At 71.8% G+C, this 23,000-nt stretch carries 19 protein-coding genes; 7 read left to right on the top strand and 12 right to left on the bottom strand.

Annotation, left to right across the window (positions count from 1 at the left end; translation table 11 throughout):
• Positions 1-34: 34 nt before the first annotated feature.
• Positions 35-1,597: a Re/Si-specific NAD(P)(+) transhydrogenase subunit alpha gene (locus GLX25_RS02150; protein ID WP_155840508.1), complete on the bottom strand. Its 1,563-nt coding sequence runs from the start codon at positions 1,595-1,597 to the stop codon at positions 35-37.
• Positions 1,598-1,838: 241 nt separating this feature from the next.
• Complete coding sequence (locus GLX25_RS19270; protein ID WP_166548348.1) at positions 1,839-3,032, bottom strand: adenylate/guanylate cyclase domain-containing protein; 1,194 nt, start codon at positions 3,030-3,032, stop codon at positions 1,839-1,841.
• Between the two features lie 115 nt (positions 3,033-3,147).
• Between GLX25_RS19270 and GLX25_RS02140 the strand changes: the two genes are divergently transcribed.
• Positions 3,148-3,864 carry an IclR family transcriptional regulator gene (locus tag GLX25_RS02140; RefSeq protein ID WP_271192339.1) on the top strand — a complete coding sequence of 239 codons (717 nt, stop codon included), beginning with the start codon at positions 3,148-3,150 and terminating at the stop codon, positions 3,862-3,864.
• A 24-nt stretch (positions 3,865-3,888) separates the two neighbouring features.
• Here the strand turns inward: GLX25_RS02140 and GLX25_RS02135 are convergent, their stop codons facing one another.
• Positions 3,889-5,847, bottom strand: a complete 1,959-nt coding sequence (locus tag GLX25_RS02135; protein ID WP_166548347.1) for an FAD-dependent monooxygenase — start codon at positions 5,845-5,847, stop codon at positions 3,889-3,891.
• 165 nt (positions 5,848-6,012) lie between these two features.
• Between GLX25_RS02135 and GLX25_RS02130 the strand changes: the two genes are divergently transcribed.
• Together GLX25_RS02130 and GLX25_RS02125 are read left to right on the top strand one after the other, a co-directional pair.
• Positions 6,013-7,359 carry an aspartate aminotransferase family protein gene (locus tag GLX25_RS02130; RefSeq protein WP_155840506.1) on the top strand — a complete coding sequence of 449 codons (1,347 nt, stop codon included), beginning with the start codon at positions 6,013-6,015 and terminating at the stop codon, positions 7,357-7,359.
• A gap of 28 nt (positions 7,360-7,387) precedes the next feature.
• Positions 7,388-8,710: an FAD-dependent oxidoreductase gene (locus tag GLX25_RS02125; RefSeq protein WP_166548346.1), complete on the top strand. Its 1,323-nt coding sequence runs from the start codon at positions 7,388-7,390 to the stop codon at positions 8,708-8,710.
• Positions 8,711-8,716: 6 nt separating this feature from the next.
• Here the strand turns inward: GLX25_RS02125 and GLX25_RS02120 are convergent, their stop codons facing one another.
• The gene (locus tag GLX25_RS02120) at positions 8,717-9,886 is read right to left on the bottom strand and encodes an aminotransferase class I/II-fold pyridoxal phosphate-dependent enzyme (protein WP_155840505.1); all 1,170 of its coding nucleotides are present in this window, start codon (positions 9,884-9,886) and stop codon (positions 8,717-8,719) included.
• Between the two features lie 130 nt (positions 9,887-10,016).
• Between GLX25_RS02120 and GLX25_RS02115 the strand changes: the two genes are divergently transcribed.
• A complete protein-coding gene (locus GLX25_RS02115; RefSeq protein WP_155840504.1) occupies positions 10,017-10,388 on the top strand; it encodes a hypothetical protein in 372 nt (123 codons plus the stop codon).
• Positions 10,389-10,445: 57 nt separating this feature from the next.
• On the opposite strand, the gene GLX25_RS02110 is transcribed toward GLX25_RS02115, so the two are convergent.
• The 8 genes from GLX25_RS02110 to GLX25_RS02075 form a co-directional block, all read right to left on the bottom strand.
• Positions 10,446-11,051 (bottom strand): hypothetical protein, encoded by a 606-nt coding sequence (locus GLX25_RS02110; RefSeq protein ID WP_155840503.1) that lies wholly within the window; start codon positions 11,049-11,051, stop codon positions 10,446-10,448.
• A 225-nt stretch (positions 11,052-11,276) separates the two neighbouring features.
• Complete coding sequence (dnaB, locus tag GLX25_RS02105; protein WP_155840502.1) at positions 11,277-12,650, bottom strand: replicative DNA helicase; 1,374 nt, start codon at positions 12,648-12,650, stop codon at positions 11,277-11,279.
• A gap of 504 nt (positions 12,651-13,154) precedes the next feature.
• Entirely contained in the window at positions 13,155-13,607 is a 453-nt protein-coding gene (gene rplI / locus GLX25_RS02100; protein WP_155840501.1) for a 50S ribosomal protein L9, read from the bottom strand.
• A 13-nt stretch (positions 13,608-13,620) separates the two neighbouring features.
• The gene (gene rpsR, locus GLX25_RS02095) at positions 13,621-13,881 is read right to left on the bottom strand and encodes a 30S ribosomal protein S18 (protein WP_067947514.1); all 261 of its coding nucleotides are present in this window, start codon (positions 13,879-13,881) and stop codon (positions 13,621-13,623) included.
• Between the two features lie 71 nt (positions 13,882-13,952).
• Positions 13,953-14,468 carry a single-stranded DNA-binding protein gene (locus GLX25_RS02090; RefSeq protein ID WP_155840500.1) on the bottom strand — a complete coding sequence of 172 codons (516 nt, stop codon included), beginning with the start codon at positions 14,466-14,468 and terminating at the stop codon, positions 13,953-13,955.
• A gap of 5 nt (positions 14,469-14,473) precedes the next feature.
• Positions 14,474-14,857 carry a 30S ribosomal protein S6 gene (gene rpsF, locus GLX25_RS02085; RefSeq protein ID WP_155840499.1) on the bottom strand — a complete coding sequence of 128 codons (384 nt, stop codon included), beginning with the start codon at positions 14,855-14,857 and terminating at the stop codon, positions 14,474-14,476.
• 305 nt (positions 14,858-15,162) lie between these two features.
• Positions 15,163-16,164, bottom strand: coding sequence for a hypothetical protein (locus GLX25_RS02080; RefSeq protein WP_155840498.1), 1,002 nt, complete (start codon positions 16,162-16,164; stop codon positions 15,163-15,165).
• Between the two features lie 227 nt (positions 16,165-16,391).
• Positions 16,392-17,825 (bottom strand): CCA tRNA nucleotidyltransferase, encoded by a 1,434-nt coding sequence (locus GLX25_RS02075; RefSeq protein WP_155840497.1) that lies wholly within the window; start codon positions 17,823-17,825, stop codon positions 16,392-16,394.
• A 116-nt stretch (positions 17,826-17,941) separates the two neighbouring features.
• Here GLX25_RS02075 and GLX25_RS02070 point away from each other — a divergent pair, with 116 nt between their 5' ends.
• The 3 genes from GLX25_RS02070 to trxB all read left to right on the top strand — a co-directional run bounded on the left by GLX25_RS02070 (position 17,942) and on the right by trxB (position 22,954).
• Positions 17,942-20,155, top strand: coding sequence for a DUF6049 family protein (locus tag GLX25_RS02070; protein ID WP_155840496.1), 2,214 nt, complete (start codon positions 17,942-17,944; stop codon positions 20,153-20,155).
• Positions 20,148-21,770 carry a murein biosynthesis integral membrane protein MurJ gene (gene murJ, locus GLX25_RS02065; protein WP_155840495.1) on the top strand — a complete coding sequence of 541 codons (1,623 nt, stop codon included), beginning with the start codon at positions 20,148-20,150 and terminating at the stop codon, positions 21,768-21,770. The genes GLX25_RS02070 and murJ overlap by 8 nt, the downstream gene beginning before the upstream one ends.
• A gap of 173 nt (positions 21,771-21,943) precedes the next feature.
• Entirely contained in the window at positions 21,944-22,954 is a 1,011-nt protein-coding gene (trxB, locus tag GLX25_RS02060; RefSeq protein WP_155840494.1) for a thioredoxin-disulfide reductase, read from the top strand.
• The last annotated feature ends 46 nt before the right edge of the window (positions 22,955-23,000 follow it).

The following is a 23,000-nucleotide window of genomic DNA, read 5'->3' as shown; positions in this document are numbered from 1 at the left end:
AGGGGGCTCCTCGATGACGTCTTCGGTTCCGCGGTCAGCTGCTCGCCCGGTCGCCCTTGGCGAACATGGAGAGCATTCGCCGGGTCACCGCGAACCCGCCGAAGACGTTGATGCTGGCGATCAGGATGGCGACCGACGCGAGGACCTGCACCGCGAGGACCTCGCTCGTGACCTGCACGATCGCGCCGACGATGATGATGCCCGAGATCGCGTTGGTGACGCTCATGAGCGGGGTGTGCAACGCGTGGGCGACCTTGCTGATCACGTAGAAGCCCGCGACGACCGCGAGCACGAAGACCGTGATGTGCTGCGGGAGCGGCTGGGGCGCGAAGGCGTTGAGCAGGAACAGCCCGGCGATCCCGAGGCCGATGAGGGCCGCGCGGCGGGCGGGGGAGAGCTGGCGCTTGGGCTTCGGGCCTGCGGCGGATGCCGCGGCATCCGCCCCGCCCGGAACGGCCGGCGCCGGGGCCGCCGAGACCTGCACGGGCGGCGGCGGCCACGTCGTCTCGCCGTCGCGCACGACGGTCACCGCGCGCTGCACGACGTCGTCGAAGTCGATGACGAGCTCCCCGTCCTTGCCGGGCGTCAGGAGCTTCACGAGGTTCACGAGGTTCGTGCCGTAGAGCTGCGACGCCTGCGCGGGCAGGCGCGAGGCGAGGTCGGTGTAGCCCAGGATGATGACGCCGTTCGGCGTGACCGTGCGCTCGCCCGCGACCGAGCCCTCGACGTTGCCGCCCTGGCCCGCGGCCATGTCGACGATCACGCTGCCCGGCTTCATGCTCGCGACGTCCGCCGCCGTGATCAGCCGTGGCGCCGGGCGACCCGGGATGAGCGCGGTCGTGACGATGATGTCGACCTCGCGCGCCTGCTCCGAGTAGATCTCGGCAGCGCGCTTGTCGTACGCCTCGCTCGTCGCCTTCGCGTACCCGTCGGTCGACTGCTCGACGGCGACCTCGACCTTCAGGTACTCGCCGCCGATGGACTTGACCTGGTCGGCGACCTCGGGGCGCGGGTCGGTCGCGCGCACGATGGCGCCGAGGCTGGATGCCGCGCCGATCGCCGCGAGCCCGGCGACGCCCGCACCGGCCACGAGCACCTTCGCGGGCGGCACCTTGCCCGCCGCGGTGACCTGGCCGGTGAAGAAGCGGCCGAACTCGTGCGCGGCCTCGACGACGGCCCGGTAGCCGGCGATGTTCGCCATCGAGCTCAGCACGTCCATCGACTGCGCGCGCGAGATGCGCGGCACCGCGTCGAGCGCGAGAGCCGTGACGCCGCGGGCGGCGAGCGCCTCGATCAGGTCGGGGCGGAGCGCGGGGCTGAGGAGCCCGATGAGCGTGGTCCCGGGCGACAGCGCTGCGATCTCGTCTGGCGCGGGCGGGTTCACCTTGAGGACGATCTCGCTCGCGAACGCGGCTTCGCGGGTCACGATCCCCGCTCCGGCGATGTCGTAGGCCTCGTCGGGGAACGACGAGCGCGCGCCCGCGCCGGCCTCGACGACGACCTCGTAGCCGAGGCCGATCAACTGCTTCACGGTCGCCGGCGTGGCGGCGACCCGGGTCTCCGAGCCCTGCTCGGTGACGACGCCGATGCGCGTCATGCGTACTCCCTCTCATCGCTCGACCGTCAGTCGATGCGATGCGGCACCTCGTGGACGGGTCCGTGCGAGCCCGTCGTCCGGTGGGGGCCGGAGCGGCGACGGTGCTGCACGCGATCACTTTAGGTCCACGGATGCCGGTGACTCCATGTTTCACGGCCCGTGACATGGAAAGACCGGGCATTCTTTCGCGAATCGGAAAGCAGGGTCGCGCACGCCGCTCGCGGCGTACGGGTGAGCGACCTCAGGCGAACTCGGCCCGGAAGAGGTGCATCGACTCGGACACGCCCTTGAGCTCCGCCGGGCCGACGTCGCGGAAGACGATGCCCTCCTCGTCACCGGCCGCGGCGACCGCCTCCGTCACGAGCACCTCGCCGGGTCTCGCGTAGTCCGCGATGCGCGACGCGAGGTTGACGGTCTGGCCGAAGTAGTCGCCCTGCTGGAACAGGACCGGTCCGGTGTGCAGGCCGACGTGGGCCGGCGGCAGGCCGGCGGTCGTCAGCTCGTCGACCATCTCGAGCCCGGCCCGGACGGCGGGTCCGGGATCGCGGAAGTGGAACATCACGCCGTCGCCGAGCCACTTGATCGGCTTGCCGCCGTGGCGGACCGACCCGCGCTGCACGAGACGCGCGAGGGTGGAGGCCAGGTCGGCGGCGGCCTCGTCGCCGCGCTCCTGGGTGAGCCGGGTGTAGCCCGTGATGTCGAAGAAGCAGATCGCGGGCGGGCGCTCGAGGTGGCTGTGGATGCCGGCTCTCGAGAGGAGCACCTCGAAGCCCTCGATGATGTTCGAGGTCCACGCGCGCGCCTGCTGCGCGTGGTAGAGCCCGAGCATCGCCCGCTCCGCGAGCGGCGCACTCCGATCGGCGAACTCCGGGTTCGCGATCTCGTCGGCCGACCTCCCGGCGGCGATCGCCGGCTCGACCACCTCGGAGTTCCACCACGCACCCTCGGCATCCGCCATCCGGCGCGTGCTCTCGCCCTGGACCCGCAGGAGGCGCTCGATGGCCGTCGGCCGGAAGCCCTCGGCGATCTGCAGCTCGAGGAACGGCACGACGGCCATCTCGTCCTCTCGCATGAGGTCGTCGGGCGACGGCAGCGGCGATCCGATCGACTCCCGGATCGTCGTGAGGAGGTCGAGCGGCACCCCGGTGCGCTCGCTGACCTGCTGGAACGACTCGCCGGAGAGCGGGGCGAACCGCTCGTACGCCGCGGCGTCGAAGAACCCGAGCGAGACCGCGCCGTGCTCGATCGCCACCGCGAGACGCTCGAGTGGGATCGCGGCGTCCTCGAGGGAACGCGCCATGAGCATGCGGCGCACGTCGCCGGCCGAGAAGCGATCACGCTCGGGCACGACGATGCCGAGTCGCACCAGACGGTCGACGTAGGGCACGTCGACCCCGGCGCGCTCGGCCGCCTCCTCGCGTGAGAACCCGCTCACGCGGGCCAGCCTACTCGCGGGAGGCCGATGGCCGTTCGGATTCCGTGCGACGCGTTCTACTATCGACCGAGTGCCCGCGGCATCCGCTCGGGCCATCGAAGGTCGGAGGATCGACGTGGACGCAGCGAAGCCGGCCGCACCGGCCGGATCGCAGACGCTCAGCCGAGGCATCCGCGTGCTCGAGGTGCTCGCCGACGCCGACCGCAACCTCACGATCGACGAGGTCGCCGCGGCGCTCGGCGTGCATCGCTCGGTCGCCTACCGGCTCGTCCGCACGCTCGAGGAGCACACGCTCGTCACCCGCGACGCAGCGGGCCGCCTCGCGCTCGGCACCGGACTCGCCGCCCTCGCCGCGGGCGTCGCCCGCGACCTGCAGCAGGTCGCGCTGCCCGAGCTCACCGAGGTCGCGAACGAGCTCGGCATGACCTGCCTCATCGCGGTGCTCGCCGACAACGAGGAGGCGGTCACCCTGCTCAGCGCCGCGCCGAGGCAGACGATGACCGTCGTCTCGTACCGCCCCGGTCACCGGCATCCGATCACGCGCGGCGGCCCCGGCAAGGCGATCCTGCTCGCCATGCCGGAGAGCTCCTGGCCGGTCGAGGTGCCCGACGCGCTGCGCGCCGAGGTCGCCGAGAGCCGCGCCCGCGGCTACGCGCTGAGCCACGACGAGGTCGTGCCCTCGCTCCGGTCGGTCGCCGTGCCGCTCACGCTGCCCGGTCAGCCGCCGGCCGCGATCGCGGTGATCCACGTCTCGATGCCGCGACCCGAGGCCGAGATCGCGGCGCGGCTCACCGCCGCGGCGCGCGCGGTGTCCCGCAGCTACGGGGCCTGAGCGCACCGCGAGCGGCGCCGGCCGTCAGCTGCTGACGAGGTCGCCCTCGACGGCCGCGCCGGCCGAGGCATCCGTCGCCGCCCGCTGCGGCAGCAGGTGCTGCGCGAAGAACGCCGCGAGCTCGTCGGTCGCCGTGAGCGGCAGGATGCAGGCGACGTACTGGTCGGGACGCACCACGACGACGGCGCCGTCGCGTGAGATGCCCCGCTCGTCGAAGATGTCGGTCGGGCACCAGGCGCTCGGCCCGGCCGCGAACACCTTCTCCCAGTCCATGAGCGCGAGCGGCCCGGTCCTCGGGCGGAACACGTCCGGCGCGGCCATGATGTCGACGCCCTCGTGCGGCTGCTGGTAGACCACCTTGACGTCGAACACGGCGTCGACGTCGACCCCGGCCGGCGTGTACCGCGCCAGCGGGGCGTCGGGCGACGACATCCACTCGGCCCAGTCCTCCAGGGCGGATGCCTCGCCGGCGGCGGGCGCGTCGGCGAACGCGTAGACCCGCCACCGTCCGTCGGCCCTCGCGTGGTGACCCAGGTGCACGACGTTCCCGTCGCACACGAGCGAGACCGGCGACGACTTGAAGCGCATGCCGATCGGGAATCCGGTGGCGAGCGACTGGTGCTCCGCGTCGCCGGTGATCATCGACGGGCCGTAGTGCGTCATGAACCCCGACGGGAACTCGGCGGTGCCGAGGTAGTGCTTCGCCAGTTCCTGCGGGTCCGAGATCTCCTCCGGCTTGCGCGCCATGAGCGAGGACCATTCGCGGTCGAAGTCGATCAGCTGCTGCGCGACCGGCTGCCGTTCGGACGAGTAGGTCGCGAGCAGGGCGGCGGGTGCCCGGCCGGTGACGACCGAGCCGAGCTTCCACCCGAGGTTGAACCCGTCCTGCATCGAGACGTTCATGCCCTGCCCGGCCTTCGCGCTGTGCGTGTGGCACGCGTCTCCGGTGAGGAACACGCGCGGAGCGGCATCCGCCCCCTCTTCGCGGTCGTCGAAGTGGTCGGTGACCCGATGCCCGACCTCGTAGACGCTGAACCATGCGACGTCGCGCACGTCGAGCGTGTACGGGTTCAGGATGTCGTTCGCCTTGGCGATGATCGTCTCGATCGGCGTCTTGCGCACCTCGTGGGTGTCGTCGGCCACCTCGCCGAGGTCGATGTACATGCGGCAGAGGTATCCGCCCTCGCGGGGGATGTGCAGGATGTTGCCCGCGGCGGAGTTGATCGCGCACTTCGTGCGCCAGTCGGGGAAGTCGGTGTTGACGACCACGTCCATGACGCCCCACGCGTGCGCGGAGATGCCGCCGACGTGCTTGCGACCGATCGCCTCGCGGACTCCGCTGCGGGCGCCGTCGCTGCCCACGACGTACTTGGCGCGCACGGTGCGCTCCTCGCCCGCGCGCTCCCCGGCGGTGCGGCGCACGCGCACCTCGACGGGGTACTCGCCCGCGGATTCGGAGCCCTCGTCGTGCACGGTGAGTCCGGTGAACTCGACGCCGTAATCGGGCACGATCCGCCCCGGCCCGTTCGCGGCGGCTTCGGCGAAGTAGTCGAGCACGCGCGCCTGGTTGACGATGAGGTGCGGGAACTCGCTGATCTTGTACCCGTAGTCCTCGGTGCGGGAGGTCCGGATGATCTTCGTCGGGTCGGCCGGGTCGGGGCCCCAGAAGTTCATGTATCCGATGTTGTAGGCCTCGGCGATGATGCGCTCCGCGAACCCGAACGCCTGGAACGTCTCGACGCTGCGCGGCTGGATGCCGTCGGCCTGGCCGAGCACGAGTCGCCCGTCACGACGTTCGATGACGCGGGTGACGACCTCGGGGTACTGCGAGAGCTGCGCGCCGAGCAGCATGCCGGCCGGACCCGAGCCGACGACGAGCACGTCGACCTCGTCGGGCAGTTCCTCGGGGCGATCGATGCCGACGCCGGCGGCGGGCTTGACCCGGGGATCGCCGGACACGTATCCGTGGTGGTGGAACTGCACGTGGTGCTCCTCACGTCGTCGTGGTGCAAGTCGTTGCGTTCGATAATCGAATGGGACTTTCTATTATCGCGCGGGGACATGGTAGGCCGGGATCCGGCGGGACACAAGCGCGCCATCTGGAACGGGCTCTGGATGCCACGGGGCCGGTGCGTTAGCGTCGCGTTCATGTCGCTCGCCGAATCCTCCCGTCCGCGCTCCGACGCCGCCGACGACGCCTTCTGGTCCGACGTCGACCGGCACCTCGTCCGCTACGGCGCCCGCTTCACGCCGGAGGTCATCGTGCGCGCCGAGGGCAGCTGGGTCGAGACCGAGGGCGGGCGGCGCCTGCTCGACTTCACGTCGGGCCAGATGAGCTCGATCCTCGGCCACTCGCATCCCGAGATCGTGGCGACCGTGCAGCGGCAGGTCGCCGCGCTCGACCACCTGTTCAGCGGCATGCTCTCCCGCCCGGTCGTCGACCTCGCGCGGCGCCTCGCCGACTCGCTGCCCGACCCGCTCGAGAAGGTGCTGCTGCTCACGACCGGCGCCGAGTCGAACGAGGCGGCGATCCGGATGGCGAAGCTCGTCACCGGCGGGCACGAGATCGTGTCGTTCGCCGGCTCGTGGCACGGCATGACCGCGGCCGCGGCCGGCGCGACGTACAGCTCGGGCCGGAAGGGCTACGGACCGACGGCGCCCGGCAACTTCGCCATCCCCACGCCGAACGCGTACCGGCCCGACTTCACGACGCCCGACGGCGCGTTCGACTGGAAGAAGCAGCTCGACCATGCGTTCGCACTCGTCGACGCGCAGTCCGTCGGCAGCCTCGCGGCGTGCATCGTCGAGCCCATCCTGAGCTCCGGCGGCATCATCGAGCCGCCGCCGGGGTACCTCGCCGCGCTGCAGCAGAAGTGCCGCGAGCGGGGGATGCTCCTGATCCTCGACGAGGCGCAGACGGGAATGTGCCGCACCGGGACCTGGTACGCGTTCGAGCGCGACGGCGTCGTGCCCGACATCCTCACGCTCTCGAAGACGCTCGGCGCCGGCCTCCCGCTCGCGGCCGTCGTCACGAGCGCCGAGATCGAGGAGGAGGCTGCCGAGCGGGGCTTCCTGTTCTTCACGACCCACGTGTCCGACCCGCTCGTCGCCGCCGTGGGCAACACCGTGCTCGACGTGCTCGAGCGCGACCGGATGGACGAACGCGCCCGCGTGCTCGGCGATCGCCTGCGGACCGGGCTCCTCGACCTGCAGGACCGGCACGCGGTCGTCGGCGACGTGCGCGGGCGTGGGCTCCTCCAGGGCGTCGAGCTCGTGCTCGACCGCGAGAGCAAGGAGGGGTCCGACGAGCTCGGCGCCGGGGTCACGCGCCGCTGCCTCGAACTCGGCCTGCACATGAACGTCGTGCAGCTGCGCGGCATGGGCGGCACCTTCCGCATCGCGCCGCCGCTCACCTCGAGCGAGGAGGAGATCGACCTGGGTGTCGAGATCCTGGACCGCGCGATCGGCGAGGTCTCACGCGAGCTGCTCGGCTGAGCACGGCGGACCGAGGGGCGGCACGGCGGTGGAGGCATCGGACGAGACGGACGTCGTGATCGTGGGCGCCGGCCTCGCCGGCCTGCGCTGCGCGGCCCGGGTCGCGTCATCCGGCCTGGGAGTGACCGTGCTGGAGGCCGCCGACGCGGTCGGCGGTCGCCAGCGGACCGACGAGGTCGACGGGTTCCGGCTCGACCGCGGCTTCCAGGTGCTGAACCCGGCGTATCCCGCGGTCCACCGCTGGGTCGACATCGAGGCCCTCGACCTGCGGAGGTTCCCGGTCGGCGTCGAGGTGCGCCGCGACGGGCGGGCGGATGTCGCGGTGCTCGCGCACCCGTTGCGGCATCCGGGCCTCCTGCCGGCCACGCTTCGGAGCGGGCTCGCGGCACCGCGCGACCTCGCCGCCCTGACGCGGTGGCTCGCGCCGGCGATCGCGAGACCGCGCTCGGTCATCGCGGGACCCGACCGCACGCTCGCCGAGGCGTGGGACCGTGTCGGGCTTCGCGGCCCGCTTCGCACGGAGGTGCTCGAGCCCTTCCTCGCCGGCGTCCTCGCCGACGATCGCGGCGAGACCTCCGATGCGTTCGCGCGCCTGCTCGTGCGCATGTTCGCGCTCGGGCGCCCGGGCCTGCCCGCCGCGGGCATCGGTGCGCTCCCGGCGCAGCTCGCCGACGTCGCGCGCGCCGCGGGCGCGCGGGTGCGCACGGGCGCGGAGGTGGTCCGGGTGCGGAGCGGCGGCGCGGCGACGGGGCGCGGGCGGCGCATCAGGGTCGAGTTCGCGAGCGGCGGCGTCGTCGAGGCATCCGCCGTGGTCGTCGCCGTCGGACCCGAGGCCGTGACCCGTCTCGCCGACGTGCCCGCGCCGCCGACCCGCGGCCTGCAGACGTGGTGGTTCGCGACCGCCGAGGCGCCGACGACGTCCGCGATGCTCGCGGTCGACGGCCGCCGTGCCGGCCCGGTCGTGAACGCGGTGGTGCTCTCGCACACGGTGCCCGACTCGGCGCCGCCGGGCATGCACCTGGTCGCGGCGACGAACCTCCTGCCCGCCGCCGCGCGCAGCGACCCCGCCGCGGCCCCCGCGGAGACCGACGTGCGCCGCCAGCTCGGCGAGATCTGGGCGACGGATGCCTCGCGCTGGACGCTGCTCCGACGCGACGACCTGCACGACGCGCTCCCGGCGCAACTCCCGCCGCTCAGCACTCGTCGTCCGGCGCGGCTCGGCGACGGCCGCTACGTCGGGGGCGATCACCGCGACACGGCGTCGATCCAAGGCGCACTCGTCTCGGGCGACCGCGTCGGTCGGGCCGTGGTGCGCGACCTGCTCGGTGCGCACGGCGACACCGGGTCGTGATCGGCCTCAGGCCCCGTCAGCCGCCTCCTCGATCACCGGCAGCGCCCGGTCGATCGTGTCCATGGTCGCGGTGAGCGAGATCCGGAAGTGCGCCGGCTGGTCGAACAGCGTGCCCGGCATCAGGAACACGCCCTGCTCGGCAAGAGCCCCGCAGAACGCGACGGCGTCCCCGCCCGGCGCCCGGCCCCAGAGGTAGAACGTGCCCTCGGGCTTCGTCAGCGTGTACCCGGCCGCGTGCAGCGCTCCGAACATGCGGTCGCGCTTCCGCGTCAGCTCGGCCAGGTCGATCGACACGGACTCGAGTGCGGGCACCGAGTACTGCATCAGGGCGTCCGGGAAGCCCCACCCGATCGCGAGCTGCAAGGGCATGCACGCCTCGCGCAGCGCGCTTCGCTCGGCGGGCTCGAGCAGCGGCGAGATGGCGAGATAGCCGAGGCGCTGGCCCGGGGCCAGCAGCACCTTGCCGTAGCTGTAGTCGATGAGCGTCCACGGGTACGAGCCCGCCGGGCTCGCGAAGCCGATCCCGTCGAAGCGGATGCGTCGGTACGGCTCGTCCGACAGCAGCCAGATGCGGCGGCCGTGGCGGCGGGATGCCTCGTCGAGCGCTTCCGCGAGCGCGTCCCACGTCTCCTTCGGGTAGACGCGCCCGGTCGGGTTGGCCGGTGAGTTCACGATCACGAGGCGCGTCCGCGGCGTGATCGCCCGGGCGATCTCGTCGACGTCGAGGCTGAAGTCGGCGGGCGCGAGCGGGGCGCCAACCGGCACCAGGTTCCTCGCATGAAGCATCGGGGCGTAGCAGAACCACCCCGGCACGGGGATGACGACCTCGTCGCCGGCATCCGTCAGCAGCGCGAGCGCGAGTGAGATCGCACCGAATGCGCCCTGCGTCATCGCGATGTCGGCCGGCTCGAAGTCGAGGCCGAGTTCGCGTCGAAGTCCGGATGCCACTGCCTCCTGCGCTGCGGCCTCACTGGTCTTGTACGCGAACCAGTCGACCGACCTCGGCTCGAGCTGCGTCCGCATGGCTTCGGTCAGCCCGTACAGCGGCATCTCGTGCGGATTGCCGAACGTGAAGTCGAGCGCATCCGGGTCATCCGCCCCCTGGATGCTCGCGAAGAACGACGTCACCATCGCGACCGAATCCCTCGCCTCGGTCGCCCGCGTGGACAGGACCATGTCGACCGCCTTCCGGCTGCATCTCGTCACGGGTCGCTGCCCAGCATCCCAATGACCGCACGCGCCGTCAATCGACCGTTCACCGCGCGCATCTGGCCGCAGCGGGCGAACGCGCGTACGGTCGGATCACATGGGCAAGCTCATCGAGAACCTGGCGGAATCGGTCCCCTCGTGGGGCGCACGCGTGGCCTACGGCGAGAAGACCACGGTCGACGGGCAGGAGGCCGTTCCCGTCGCCTTCGTCGTCTTCGGCTTCGGCGCCGGCGAGGGCTCCGGCGACATGCCGGAGGGCGGCAAGGCGCTCGCCGGCCACGGCGAGGGCAGCGGCGGAGGGGGCGGCGGCTTCTCCGTGCCGATCGGGGCGTACATCAACGGCCCGGACGGCCTCCGGTTCCGGCCGAACACGATCGCGCTCGCGGTGGCCGCGGTACCGCTCGTCTCGGCGATCGGCGGCGCGCTGGCGCTGATCGTCGGCGCCGCGAGGTTCCGCGGCGTCCGCTGACGCGGAGATCGACCCCGGGCGCGGCCGGTGCGGCGCGCCCGGTCAGGGCGCGTCCGGTCAGTGCGCGTCCGGCTCGGCCTGCCCGGCGGCGGGCCCGGCGGGCTCGGCCGGCTCGGCCGGCTCGGCGGCGGGCTCGCCGTCCGTGGTCCCCTCGCCCGACCGACCGGCCATCCGGGCGTACACGAACTGCCCGAGCACGAAGGCCGCCTCGAACAGGTGCACCACGAGCGCGGTCGTGTAGAACGCCTGCGCCAGGTCGGGCCACACGCCGAGGACGGCGAGCAGGAGCGGCACCTGGATCGCGACCTCGAGGACGCCCCAGAACACGACGGCGAGGCCCGGGCTCTGCCGGGCCTGGGTGCGCGCCGAACTCCGGTTCTCTGGCCTCCGCAACGAGAGCACGATGACGACCCAGACCAGCACGAGGAACAGCGCACTGCTCACGCGCCAGAGCACCGCCGGGTCGAGGCGGTACGCATCGAGCGCGACCGGGACGAGGGCGGCGACGATCACGACGAGGCCGATCGTCACGACCGCGCGGACCTGCGCGAGCTGGGCCGGTGCGATCTCGTCGCGCCCGGTCACGCTGATGAGCGCCGCGAAGCCCACGAAGACCCCGGCGATCTCGGCGATCGCCACGAACAGCGCCGCGTCGGCAGTCATCGCGTCGCGCACCGCGATCGAGGTCGAAGCTGAGGCTCCCGCACGCGGGCACGCTACTGCGATCGCGGGCGGGCGGCAACGCGCACGCGCTCGATTGCTGCTCCTGCCTCACCGCTCCGTCGTGCCCGGCCGGAGCGCGGTCGGAGGACGAGCGGCCCGATGCAGCACTCGCACGCGAGCGCGCGGCCCGTCGGGGACGGGCCGCGCGCAGTGGGGGCAGCTCGGTTACACCTGCACCATGTCGGCGAACCGCGAGAAGTGGCCGTGGAACGCCACGGTCACGGTGCGGGTCGGGCCGTTGCGGTGCTTGGCGACGATGAGGTCGGCCTCGCCCGCGCGCGGGCTGTCGCGCTCGTAGGCCGATTCGCGGTGGAGCAGGATCACCATGTCGGCGTCCTGCTCGATCGAGCCCGACTCGCGCAGGTCGGAGAGGGCGGGCATCTTGTCGGCGCGCTGCTCGGGACCGCGGTTCAGCTGCGACAGCGCGAGCACCGGCACCTGGAGCTCCTTCGCGAGGAGCTTCAGCGCACGCGAGAACTCCGACACCTCCTGTTGGCGGCTCTCGACGCGCTTGCCGCTCGTCATGAGCTGGAGGTAGTCGATGACCACCATCTTCAGGCCCACGCGCTGCTTGAGCCGCCGGCACTTCGCCCGGATCTCGACGAGCGTCATGTTGGGGGAGTCGTCGATGTAGAGCGGTGCGTCGTTGATCCGGCCGCGCGTCGAGGCGATCGTGGTCCAGTCGCGGGTGTCGACGGTGCCCTTGCGCATGTTCTGCAGGGGCACGGATGCCTCGGCCGAGAGCAGTCGCATCGCGATCTCGCTGCGCCCCATCTCGAGCGAGAAGAAGATCGTCGGCAGGTCGTGCGTGATCGCCGCCGACCGCGCGAAGTCGAGCGCGAGCGTCGACTTTCCCATGGCGGGCCGCGCGGCGACGATGATCATCTGCCCGGGGTGGAAGCCGTTGGTGAGGTCGTCGAGATCGGCGAAGCCGGTCGGCACGCCCGTCATCTTGCCGTCGGTGTGCTTCGCGGCCTCGATCTCGTCGATCGCGGTGCCGATGGCATCGGTCAGCGGGACGTAGTCCTCGCTCTCGACCGAGCCGGTCACCGAGTAGATCTCGGCCTGGGCGTTGTTGACGAGCTCGACGACCTCACCCTCGCCCGCGTAGCCCATCTGCACGATGCGCGTGCCCGCCTCGACGAGGCGACGCAGCAGCGCCCGTTCGGCGACGATCGAGGCGTAGTAGCCGGCGTTCGCCGCCGTCGGCACGAGGCTCGTCAGCGTGTGGAGGTACTCGACGCCGCCGGCGCGCTGCAGTTCGCCGGTCTTCGTGAGCTCGTCGGTGACCGCGATGACGTCGGTCGGCTCGCCGTGCGAGTACAGCGAGAGGATGGCGTTGAAGACGACCTCGTGCTTCGGCACGTAGAAGTCGATGCCGCGGAGCGTCTCGATGACGTCGGCGACGGCGTCCTTCGAGAGCATCATGCCCCCGAGTGCGCTCTGCTCCGCGAGGAGGTCGTGCGGCGGGATGCGCTCGCCGCGGCGGGCCTCGGACTCGTCGACGGGCTCGGCGATCCCGATGTGCGCGATCGACAAATTCCTACCTCCGCTCGCCCGCCGGGCACGTTCCATCGCCCCGCGACCAGTCTGCTCGGACCCCCCGACACCTCGTCGAACGGCGTTGGCGGGGCCCGTTCACGGCGTCATTCCGAAGGAGACTGACTCACCATAAGGAAGGGGTTCCCACAGCACAAGCCGCCCTGTGGATAACTCTGTGGAGGACGTGGGCGAAACGCCGCCGAACATGTGAACAGACCCTGTGGACAACTGTGGAAATCTTGTGAATGACATGTCCTGAATTTCACCCTGACCTGCGATTTACGGAATCCACACCTGTGGGGGGAAAATTCTTCCGTTTCCCGGTGGGCGCCACGCCGGTCCTGTGTACAAACCTGAGGACAGCACCCCAAAGTGTGGACTTGCGTCGGCGCTTCCGACGGGTGTAATGCGGACGCCCGAACAGGCCCGCCGAGACCCGCACACGACGACGCGGCGGGGGCCTCAGCCCACCGCCGCGTCGTTCGCGTGCGTCGGAAGCGACTACTTCGCCGCGACCACCTGGAGGGTGATCGTCGCGGTGACCTCGTCGCGCAGCTTGACGGTGACCTCGTGGTCGCCGACCGACTTCACCGGAGCGGTGAACTCGACCTTGCGCTTGTCGATCTCGCCGAGACCGGCGTCGGCGACGGCCGCCGCGACATCCGCGGGCTTGACCGAGCCGAAGAGGCGGCCGCCGAGGCCGGCCTTGACGCTGAGGCGCACCTTGGTGGACTCGAGCTTGGCCTTGAGGGCCTGCGCGTCCTCCAGCGAGTGCAGCTCGCGCGCGGCGCGCGCGGCCTTGATCTGGTCGACCTGCTTCTGGCCGCCACGGGTCCACGGGGTCGCGAAGCCCTTGGGGACGAGGTAGTTGCGGGCGTACCCGTTCTTGACCTCGACCACGTCGCCGGCCTCGCCGAGACCGGAGACCTCGTGCGTGAGGATGATCTTTGCCATTGTTCCGTGCTCCTTAGCGGCCGGAGCCCGAGTAGGGCAGGAGCGCCATCTCGCGCGCGTTCTTCACGGCGCGGGCGATGAGGCGCTGCTCCTGCACGGAGACACCGGTGATGCGACGGGCGCGGATCTTGCCGCGCTCCGAGATGAACTTCCGAAGGGTCGCGACATCCTTGTAGTCGATGACGCCGACCTTGACGGACTTCGCGGGGGCGGCGTTCTTCGCGCCCTTGCCGCCGCGAGGCTTGCGGCGGTCGCCGCTGCTCTTTCCAGCCATGGTTCTTTCCTGTCGTGTGTGAGTTTCAGTGCGAGCGGATGCCACGTGGCATCCGTCGCCGGCCCGGAGGCCTAGAAGGGCGTCTCGTCGCCGTAGTTCGTGCCCGGGGTGTTCCAGACGTCGCCGCCGCCCGAGGACTGCGCGGGAGCGCTCGGCGCCCACGCGTCATCCGACGACTGCTGGCCGCCCCCGAAGGAGCCGCCTCCGCCGACGCCGCGGTTGGACTGGGCGCGCGTCACGGACGCGGTGGCGTAGCGCAGGCTCGGGCCGATCTCGTCGACCTCGAGCTCGATGGTGGTGCGCTTCTCGCCCTCCTTCGTCTCGTAGGAGCGCTGCTTGAGACGTCCGGAAGCGATGACCCGGGTTCCCTTGGTGAGCGATCCCGCGACGTGCTCGGCGAACTCGCGCCAGCAGCTCGCACGCAGGAAGAGGGCCTCGCCGTCCTTCCACTCGTTCGCCTGGCGGTCGAACGTGCGGGGCGTCGACGCGATCGTGAAGTTCGCGACAGCCAGCCCGCTCTGCGTGTAGCGCAGCTCGGGGTCGGCGGTGAGGTTGCCCACCACGGTGATGACGGTCTCGCCGGCCATGAGGACTAGGCGTCCTTCTTGGCGGGGGCCTTCGCGGCGGCGGCGGCCTTCTTCGCGGCCTTCGCCTCCTCGGCCTTCTTCACGGCGGCGACCTGGGCGATCGCCTCCTCGGCACGGAGCACCTTGGTGCGCATGACGGCCTCGCTGAGGTTCAGCTGGCGGTCGAGCTCGTTGGTGGTCGCGGACTCGGCGGTGAAGTCGACGACGGCGTAGATGCCCTCGGACTTCTTGTTGATCTCGTACGCCAGGCGACGCTTGCCCCAGATGTCGACGTGGTCGACGGTGCCGCCATCGTTGCGGATGACGTTGAGGAACTTGTCGAGGCTGGGAGCAACGGTGCGCTCGTCGATCGACGGATCGAGGATCACCATCAGCTCGTACTGGTGCATGACAGACCCACCTCCTTCGGACTCAGCGGTCACAGACGGTCTGTGACAGGAGGGTGTACATGCGTCGTGCTGCGGAGGCCCGGAGTCGGGCACGCAGACAACCGGTCAAGTGTAACGGATGCCTCGCCGCCGCGCACATCGGCGGCGCGGCCGGGCAGCCGGGCGACCTCCCGCGGCGAGCTCGCCGAGCGCGTGTAGATGCGACGATCGCGTTTGCGTATGCAATTGCGCTCGTCGGATCTACACGCGTTCGGGGACGGGCCGTGATGTGTCCCGGCCCACCATGCCACGCGGTGGCGCAGGTGTCAGCCGCGGACGATCGGGAGGCCCGCGGCGAGCAACTCGGCCTTGAGGAGCTGCGGCGTCCGGGCGTCGTCCCAAGTCCATCGACTCACCTCCAGGCCGTGCTCGCGCCGGAGTCGGCGTTCGCGCTCCTTCTCGCGCCAGACCACTTCCTCCGGCGAGAGGTCGCCCGTGTACTCCTCGCGGTGGTACTTCACGAACCCGTCGAACTCACCGGCGACCCCGTACTCGCGCCAGTGGAAGTCGGTGACGTCGTCCCCGCCGCCGCTTCGCGCGAACGGAACCTGGAGCTGCGGGGCCGGGAATCCGAGCAGGTGGATCTGCGCACGGCTGAGCGACTCTCCCGGGGACCCGGATCGCGCATCAGCGAATTCGACGGCCCGTCGAGCTGCGCGGATGCCTCGGGCACCCCGCGCGGCTGCGATGCGTTCCACGAGTCGGTCCTCGTCCACCGGTATGAGCTCCTCCGGAGCACATTCGACGAAGCGAGCTCCGTCGACTCGCGCCGGCACCGGTTCGTATCGGCCCGCCAGCATCGCGTCGAGCGCCACGGTCGCGGACGCGAAGCGGCGGGTCCGGGCGAGGTCGAACGCGGTGCGTTCCGGGCTCGTCAGCACGAATCCGCGGTGTTCGATGACATCGTCGTCGCCGAGCCGCGCCCGATGCCACACGACTCCACGCTCGTTGCGCGGAGCAGAACCCGTCCGCGAGATGAAGTGAACGGTGTCGGGACGTGGACCGACGATCGGGACGCCGAGCACGAGCGCTGCGGACTCGTGGGTGAGCACCGCGCCCTGGCGTCGCGTTCGGACCGCAGCGAGGAGCCTGACGAGCGCTCGCTGATCGTGCCCCGAGGCCGCCCACTCGCCGGCGTCGACGTGGATACCGGCGCGGATGCGTACCAGACGACCGTGCGTGACCGCCCGCTGCACCCATCGATCCCCTGCCGGGGCTCGTCGCTCGTCGGCAGTCAGGATGATGCGCGGTGCGACCGTGGTATCCACGGCGTCGACACTGACGGCGCGAGAACCATCCACCGACGTCGCGAACGTCGCCGGCACCGCCCACATTCCCCGACCCGGGTGTGGAGGACCGGTCGAATGAACACCAGGCAATGCCTCGAGAGCGTGTACTTCCGACGAGCGCGTTTGCGTACGCAATCACGCTCGTCGGAACTACACGCTCTCGGCGAATCAGCGGCGAACGAGCGCGCGGCAGCGCGCGGCGGGCCTCAGGCGCCGCCGCGCGCGTCCCACCAGGCGAGCAGGCGCTCGCGCGCGGCATCCGGACCGATCGGGCCCTCGTCGAGGCGCACGTCGAGCAGGTGCTTGTAGGCCTCGCCGACCACCGGCCCGGGGCGGATGCCGAGGATCTCCATGATCTGCTGGCCGTCGAGCTCGGGGCGCACCGCGGCGAGCTCCTCCTCCTCGGCGAGCCGCGCGATGCGCTCCTCGAGGTCGTCGTAGGCGAAGCCGAGGCGGTCGGCCTTGCGGCGATTGCGGGTCGTGACATCCGCCCGCGTCAGGATGTGGAGCCGCTCGAGCTGGTCGCCCGCGTCGCGCACGTACCGGCGCACCGCCGAGTCGGTCCAAGCGCCGTCCGTGTACCCGAAGAAGCGCAGGTGCAGCTCGATGAGGCGCGAGACCGCCTTGATGGTGTCGTTGTCGAAGCGCAGCTCGCGCAGCCGCCGCTTCGCCAGCTTCGCGCCGACCATGTCGTGGTGGTGGAACGACACCGCGCCACCCGGTTCGAGCCGCCGGGTCGCGGGCTTGCCGATGTCGTGCAGCAGCGCCGCGAGGCGCACCACGAGGTCGGGGGAGTCGAGCACCCCACGCGACGCCTCGTAGTCGATCGCCTGGTCGAGCACGGTCAGGCTGTGCTCGTAGACGTCCTTGTGGTGGTGGTGCTCGTCGATCTCGAGTCGCAGCGCCGGGATCTCGGGCAGCACGCGCGCCGCGATCCCGGTGTCGACGAGCAGGCGGATGCCGCGGCTCGCCGCGCCCGTGCACAGCAGCTTCGACAGCTCGTCGCGCACGCGCTCGGCCGAGATCCGGTCGATCTCGGGCGCGAGTGCGGCCATCGCCCCGAGCGTGCCCGGTTCGACCTCGAACCCGAGCTGGGCCGCGAAGCGCGCGGCGCGCATCATCCGCAGCGGGTCGTCGCCGAACGAGACCTCGGGGGCGGCGGGCGTCCGCAGCACCTGCCCGATGAGGTCCTCGACGCCGCCCGACGGGTCGACGAGCGTGCGCTGCGGCAGGCGCAGCGCGAGCGCGTTCACGGTGAAGTCGCGGCGCACGAGGTCGTCCTCGAGGGACGTGCCGAAGACCACCTCGGGCTTGCGCGAGGCGCCGTCGTAGGCGTCGGCGCGGTAGGTCGTGATCTCGACGGTGTGCCCCTGCACGATCGCGCCGATGGTGCCGAAGGCGCGGCCGATGTCCCAGTGCGCCTCGGCGATCGGCTTCACGACCGCGAGGATCTCGTCGGGAGTGGCATCCGTCGTGAAGTCGAGGTCGTTGGTCGACCGGCCGAGGAACGCGTCGCGGACCGGGCCGCCGACGAGGGCGAGCTCGAAGCCGGCCGCCTGGAAGGCGTCGGCGAGCGTGGCGACCGTCGGCGAGGCCGCCAGACCCGCGAGCCGGTCGAGGGCCTCCGCGACACTCTGCATTGCTCCATGTTAGGCAGGGCGACCTCGGCGCGCCGCCCGCGCGATCGCCGCGACCCTGCCGACGACCCGGGTGCCGCCCCGCGACCTCTCGGTTCGCTCACCGTAGAATCGCCAGCATGCCGGCCGAGTCGACCCACCCTCGACGCCTGCGCCGACTCCTCGCCTCCCTGTCCGCCGGGGCCGCCGCCGTGGCCCTCGGGGTCGCCGGCGCGGTCGCGCCGTTCGACGGCCCGACGGGCGCCCAGGCCGCCCGAGCGGCCGAGCCCGAGAGCGGAGTCCGCGTGAGCGTCGCACTCGCCGACGGTACCTCGGCGACCGCCGGAGCGCCGATCGACGTGGTCGTCGAGATCGTGAACGGCGGCGACGCCGCCGTCGAGGCCGGCACGCTCTTCCTCGGCGTCGCGCCGTCGGGGATCGACGACGCCGACGACCTCGACGCGTGGACGAGCGACGGCGGGCTCCCGTCCGGCGCGCGGACCGTGTTCGAGCGAACGACCGCGACCCTTCCCGTGGGCGCGGTCACGACCGTCGAGTTCACCCTTCCGGCCGGCGCGACGGATGCCGCGGATCCCGCGATCGGCCTGGCCGCGTCGCTCGAGTCGGGTGGGGCGGATGTCGCGGGCGGCACCGCGGCCGTCGCGAACCGCCTGGTCGCCGACGACGACCGGCCGGCGCTCGCGCTCGCGTACCCGCTCACGGTCCCCGTCAACGAGGGCGGACTGCTGCCCGCCGAGCGCCTCGAATCGTGGACCGGTCCGACCGGCCTGCTGACCCGGCAGCTCGAGGCGGTCTCGGGCGCCGGGGTCGCGGTCGGCATCGACCCGCGGATCCCCGTGTCCATCCGCGCACTCGGCTCGTCGGCTCCGGAGTCGGCCGTCGCCTGGCTCGAGGCGCTCGCCGAGATGCCGAACGAGGTGTTCCCCCTCGCCTACGCCGACGCCGACCTCGCCGCGCAGTCGCAGGCCGGGCTCGACGCCCCGCTCGAGCCGCTCGGGTTCGGCGACGTCGTCGACCCCGCGGACTTCGGCGGGGACCTGGGTCCCGCGGGCGCGACGACCGCACCGGGCGAGGCGCCGTCCGACGCCGACCTGCTCGACTGGGATTTCACCCGCACCGACCTCGTCTGGCCGGCCGACGACACCGTGGCGTCCGGCGACCTCGACCGCTTCGCGGCCGGAGGGCTCACGACGGCGATCCTGGCGCCGGGCAACGTCGAGGCGACCGCGGGCGGCGCGAACGCCGCAGCCACGATCGACGGTCGTGGAGCGGTCGTCGCCGACGCGCGGCTGCAGAACCCGCTCCGGCTCGCCGCGGCGGCCCAGACCGACGTCGAGTGGCGCAGCGCCGCGTCCGGCCTGCTCGCCGAGTTGGCGGTCGGCCCGGGCGACGCCGGCACCACGTTCGCCGGCACGTTCGCCCGATCGGCGGGTGCCGACGCCGACCGCGTCGCCGAGACGCTGGCCGTCCTGGACGGTTCGACCTGGTCGCGACCCGCGACGCTCGCCGAGGCCGTCGGCGCGCCGCCGGTTCCGCGCACCCTCGTCTCACTGCCCGAGGAGGCCCAGCGGCTCGACAACGTCGAACGCCTGCTCGGCGCGGAACTGGCGGTCGAGCAGTTCTCGGACGTGCTCGACGACCCGACGCTGCTCACCGCGCCGACGCGACGCGACCTGCTCGAGCTCCTGTCGGTGGGCTGGCTCGACCTGCCGACCGAGTGGAGCGAGGCGGTCGGCCGATGGCTGGTCGACCAGCGCGCGATCACCGACTCCGTCTCGGTCGTCCCGACGAGCAGCGTGCTCGTGGTCGCGAGCGAGACCGGCATCCCGATCACGATCGAGAACGACCTGCCGTACCCCGTGAACGTGGTCGTCACCGTCGATCCGTCGAACGGCCGGCTGCTCGTCGAGGATGCCGTCGAGGCGACGGTCGAGGGGGAGAGCCGCCGGACCGTGCAGGTGCCCGTGGCGGCCGGCGTCGGCAGCGGCGAGGTCGACCTCGAGGTCTCGCTCGCGTCGCCCTCCGGGACGCCGCTCGGCTCGATCGTCCGGATCCCGGCGAACGTCCACGCCGACTGGGAGGGGGTCGGCGCGACCGTCCTCGCCGTGCTCGCGGTGGTCGCCTTCGGCGCCGGCATCCTGCGCACCATCCTGCGTCGTCGACGCGAGCGTGCGGCCGCGGCATCCGGGACGCCGGAGGACGAGTCGGGGGCCGGGACCGACACGGACTCCGAGACCGCAGCGGCGCCCGAGACCGAGGCGGCGCCCGAGACCGAGGCAGCGCCCGAGACCGAGGCGGCGACCACCCGACCGGAGGACCCCTCGCATGGCTGACGACCGCATCGCCCGGGCGAGCCTGTTCCTGGCATCGGGCACGATCGTCTCGCGCATCCTCGGATTCCTGAAGGCCATCGTCCTCGCCGCGACCATCGGCGTCGTGGGCTCGGCGAGCGCCGACGCGTTCGCGGTGGCGAACGGCCTCCCGAACACCGTCTACGTGATCGTCGCGGGCGGCGTGCTGTCGGCGGTGCTCGTCCCGCAGATCGTGCGCGCCGCGGCGCATGCCGACGGCGGCAGCGCCTACATCAACAAGTTGGTCACGCTGGCGCTCGTCGTGATCGGCGCCGCGACCGTGGTCGCCACCGCGCTCGCCCCGGCGCTCGCCTGGCTCTACGGCGGCGGGTTCGCGCCCGACACCCTCGCGCTCGCCACCGCGTTCGCGTTCTGGTGCCTGCCGCAGATCTTCTTCTACGGCCTCTACACGCTGCTCGGCGAGGTGCTGAACGCGCGTCGGAGCTTCGGCCCGTTCACGTGGGTCCCGGTGCTGAACAACGTGGTCGCCCTCATCGGCCTCGTCGTGTTCGGCCTGCTGTTCGGCTTCGACCCCGCGGGCACCCGCTCCGCATCGGACTGGACGCCGGGCATGATCGCGCTCCTCGCCGGGTCGGCGACCCTCGGCATCGCGGCGCAGGCGCTCGTGCTGTTCTGGTTCTGGCGTCGGATCGGCCTGCGCTACCGGCCGGACTTCCAGTGGCGCGGCGTCGGCCTGCGATCCGCCGGGCGCATGGCGGGGTGGACGTTCGGGATGCTGCTGCTCACGACGTTCGCCGGAATCGTGCAGACCCGCGTCGTGAGCACCGCGTCCGAGCAGGGCGCCTCGGTCGCCGCGATCGAGAACGCCTGGCTGATCTTCATGCTCCCGCACTCGGTGATCACGGTCTCGATCGCGACGGCCTACTTCACGCGCATGAGCGAGCACGCCCGCGACGGACTGCTCGACCGGGTCCGCGCCGACCTGTCGGGCGCGGTGCGTGCGGTCGGCCTCATCCTGATGCTCGCCTCGGCCGTGCTCGTCGTGGTGGCCTACCCGTTCGCGGCGGTCTTCCAGCCGGGGAACTTCGCGAACGCCTCGGCGCTCGGCAACGTGATCATCGCGTTCGCCGTGGGACTCGTCGGGTTCAGCATCCTGTTCGTCGTGCAGCGGACGTTCTACGCGCTCGGCGACACCCGGACGCCGTTCATGTTCACCCTCGTCCAGGTGGTCGTCTTCACGATCGCCGCGCTGACCTGCCTGCTGCTCCCGGTGGAGTGGATCGCCGTCGGCGTCGCCCTGTCGACGACGGTCGCGGGCACGATCCAGTTGGGCCTCGCCGTGCTCCTCCTCCGGCCGAAGCTCGAGCGCCTCGACGCGAAGCGCGTGCTGACGAGCCTCGCGCGCGACGTCGTCGCGGTCATCGTCCCCGTCGTCGCGGGCGCGGCGATCGTGTGGGTCTTCGGCGGCTTCGCGGAGGGCGGCTTCGCGATCGCCGATCGCTGGAGCGCCATCCTCGTGATGGCGATCACCGGGACGGCCATGGCCGTGCTCTACGCCGGCATCCTCTGGCTGCTGCGTTCGCCCGAACTGCGCGGCTTCGCCGAGCCCGTGCTGGCGCGGCTCAGGCGTCGATGACGACGGATGACGCGGGGCGCGAGCCCGTGTCATCCGCTCGGTCTGGGTCAGCCTGTGACCCGCCCGTGAGCGCCGCGGATGGCGGAATAGGCGCCGCCTAGACTGTGTTCACCATGTCGTGGCATCCGGAATGTAGGATGCCGCGGGCATCGCAGGGAACGACAGGAGCGGGTTTGCGCGACATCATCATCATCGGGTCCGGACCGGCGGGCTTCACCGCCGCCATCTACGCGGCCCGCGCCGAGCTGAAGCCGCTGCTCATCGCCAGTTCCGTCGAGATCGGCGGCGAGCTCATGAACACCACCGAGGTGGAGAACTTCCCGGGCTTCCCCGAGGGCATCATGGGCCCCGACCTGATGGGCAAGATGCAGGCCCAGGCCGAGCGCTTCGGCACCGAGGTCGTCTACGACGACGTCGTGGAGCTCGACGTCGACGGCCCGGTCAAGCGTGTGAAGCTCGGCAACGGGGGTGAGCACGAGGCGAAGGCGATCATCTTCGCGACCGGCTCGGCCTATCGCAAGCTCGGCCTCCCCGAGGAGGAGCGCCTCTCCGGCCACGGACTCTCGTGGTGCGCCACGTGCGACGGCTTCTTCTTCCGCGAGAAGACCATCGCGGTCGTCGGCGGCGGCGACTCGGCGATGGAGGAGGCGACCTTCCTCACGCGCTTCGCCGACAAGGTCTACGTGATCCACCGCCGCGACTCGCTCAAGGCGTCGAAGATCATGCAGCAGCGCGCGTTCGACAATCCGAAGATCGAGTTCGTCTGGAACGCCGCCGTCGATGCCATCCACGGCGACACCGCCGTGACCGGTGTCACGCTGCGCGACACCGTCTCGGGCGAGGTCAGCGCGCTCGACCTCGACGGCCTGTTCGTCGCGATCGGCAACGACCCGCGCACCCACCTCGTGCACGGCAAGCTCGACCTCACGCCCGAGGGCACCATCGCCGTCGACGGTCGCTCGTCCCGCACGTCGGTCCCGGGCGTCTTCGCGGCGGGCGACGTCATCGACCCGATCTACCGCCAGGCGGTCACCGCGGCCGGCTCCGGTACGGTCGCGGCCCTCGACGCCGAGCACTACCTCGCCGCCCTCGAGGACACGAGCGGCGACCCTTCGGCGGCCTCCGCCGAAGCGGCCGAAGTCGACGAGCTCGTCGCCGTCGACCTGGCGGACGCCGCCCGCTGATCGCTCTCCCGGAACGGATGCCGGCATCGACATATGCCCGGCGGAC

Source organism: Agromyces luteolus, from assembly GCF_009729855.1.
Lineage (GTDB): Bacteria > Actinomycetota > Actinomycetes > Actinomycetales > Microbacteriaceae > Agromyces > Agromyces luteolus.
Note: the sequence above shows the minus strand (reverse complement) of the source record. Positions and strands in the feature narration are given on the sequence as shown.

Bases quoted from the DNA above. Each gene is read 5' to 3' on its own strand.
- GLX25_RS02150 (WP_155840508.1), bottom strand. From the start codon at position 1,597: ATGACGCGCATCGGCGTCGTCACCGAGCAGGGCTCGGAGACCCGGGTC.
- GLX25_RS02070 (WP_155840496.1), top strand. From the start codon at position 17,942: ATGCCGGCCGAGTCGACCCACCCTCGACGCCTGCGCCGACTCCTCGCC.
- GLX25_RS02130 (WP_155840506.1), top strand. From the start codon at position 6,013: ATGTCGCTCGCCGAATCCTCCCGTCCGCGCTCCGACGCCGCCGACGAC.
- GLX25_RS02120 (WP_155840505.1), bottom strand. From the start codon at position 9,886: ATGGTCCTGTCCACGCGGGCGACCGAGGCGAGGGATTCGGTCGCGATG.
- rpsF (WP_155840499.1), bottom strand. From the start codon at position 14,857: ATGCACCAGTACGAGCTGATGGTGATCCTCGATCCGTCGATCGACGAG.
- murJ (WP_155840495.1), top strand. From the start codon at position 20,148: ATGGCTGACGACCGCATCGCCCGGGCGAGCCTGTTCCTGGCATCGGGC.
- GLX25_RS02115 (WP_155840504.1), top strand. From the start codon at position 10,017: ATGGGCAAGCTCATCGAGAACCTGGCGGAATCGGTCCCCTCGTGGGGC.
- GLX25_RS02075 (WP_155840497.1), bottom strand. From the start codon at position 17,825: ATGCAGAGTGTCGCGGAGGCCCTCGACCGGCTCGCGGGTCTGGCGGCC.
- rplI (WP_155840501.1), bottom strand. From the start codon at position 13,607: ATGGCAAAGATCATCCTCACGCACGAGGTCTCCGGTCTCGGCGAGGCC.
- GLX25_RS02110 (WP_155840503.1), bottom strand. From the start codon at position 11,051: ATGACTGCCGACGCGGCGCTGTTCGTGGCGATCGCCGAGATCGCCGGG.
- GLX25_RS02090 (WP_155840500.1), bottom strand. From the start codon at position 14,468: ATGGCCGGCGAGACCGTCATCACCGTGGTGGGCAACCTCACCGCCGAC.
- rpsR (WP_067947514.1), bottom strand. From the start codon at position 13,881: ATGGCTGGAAAGAGCAGCGGCGACCGCCGCAAGCCTCGCGGCGGCAAG.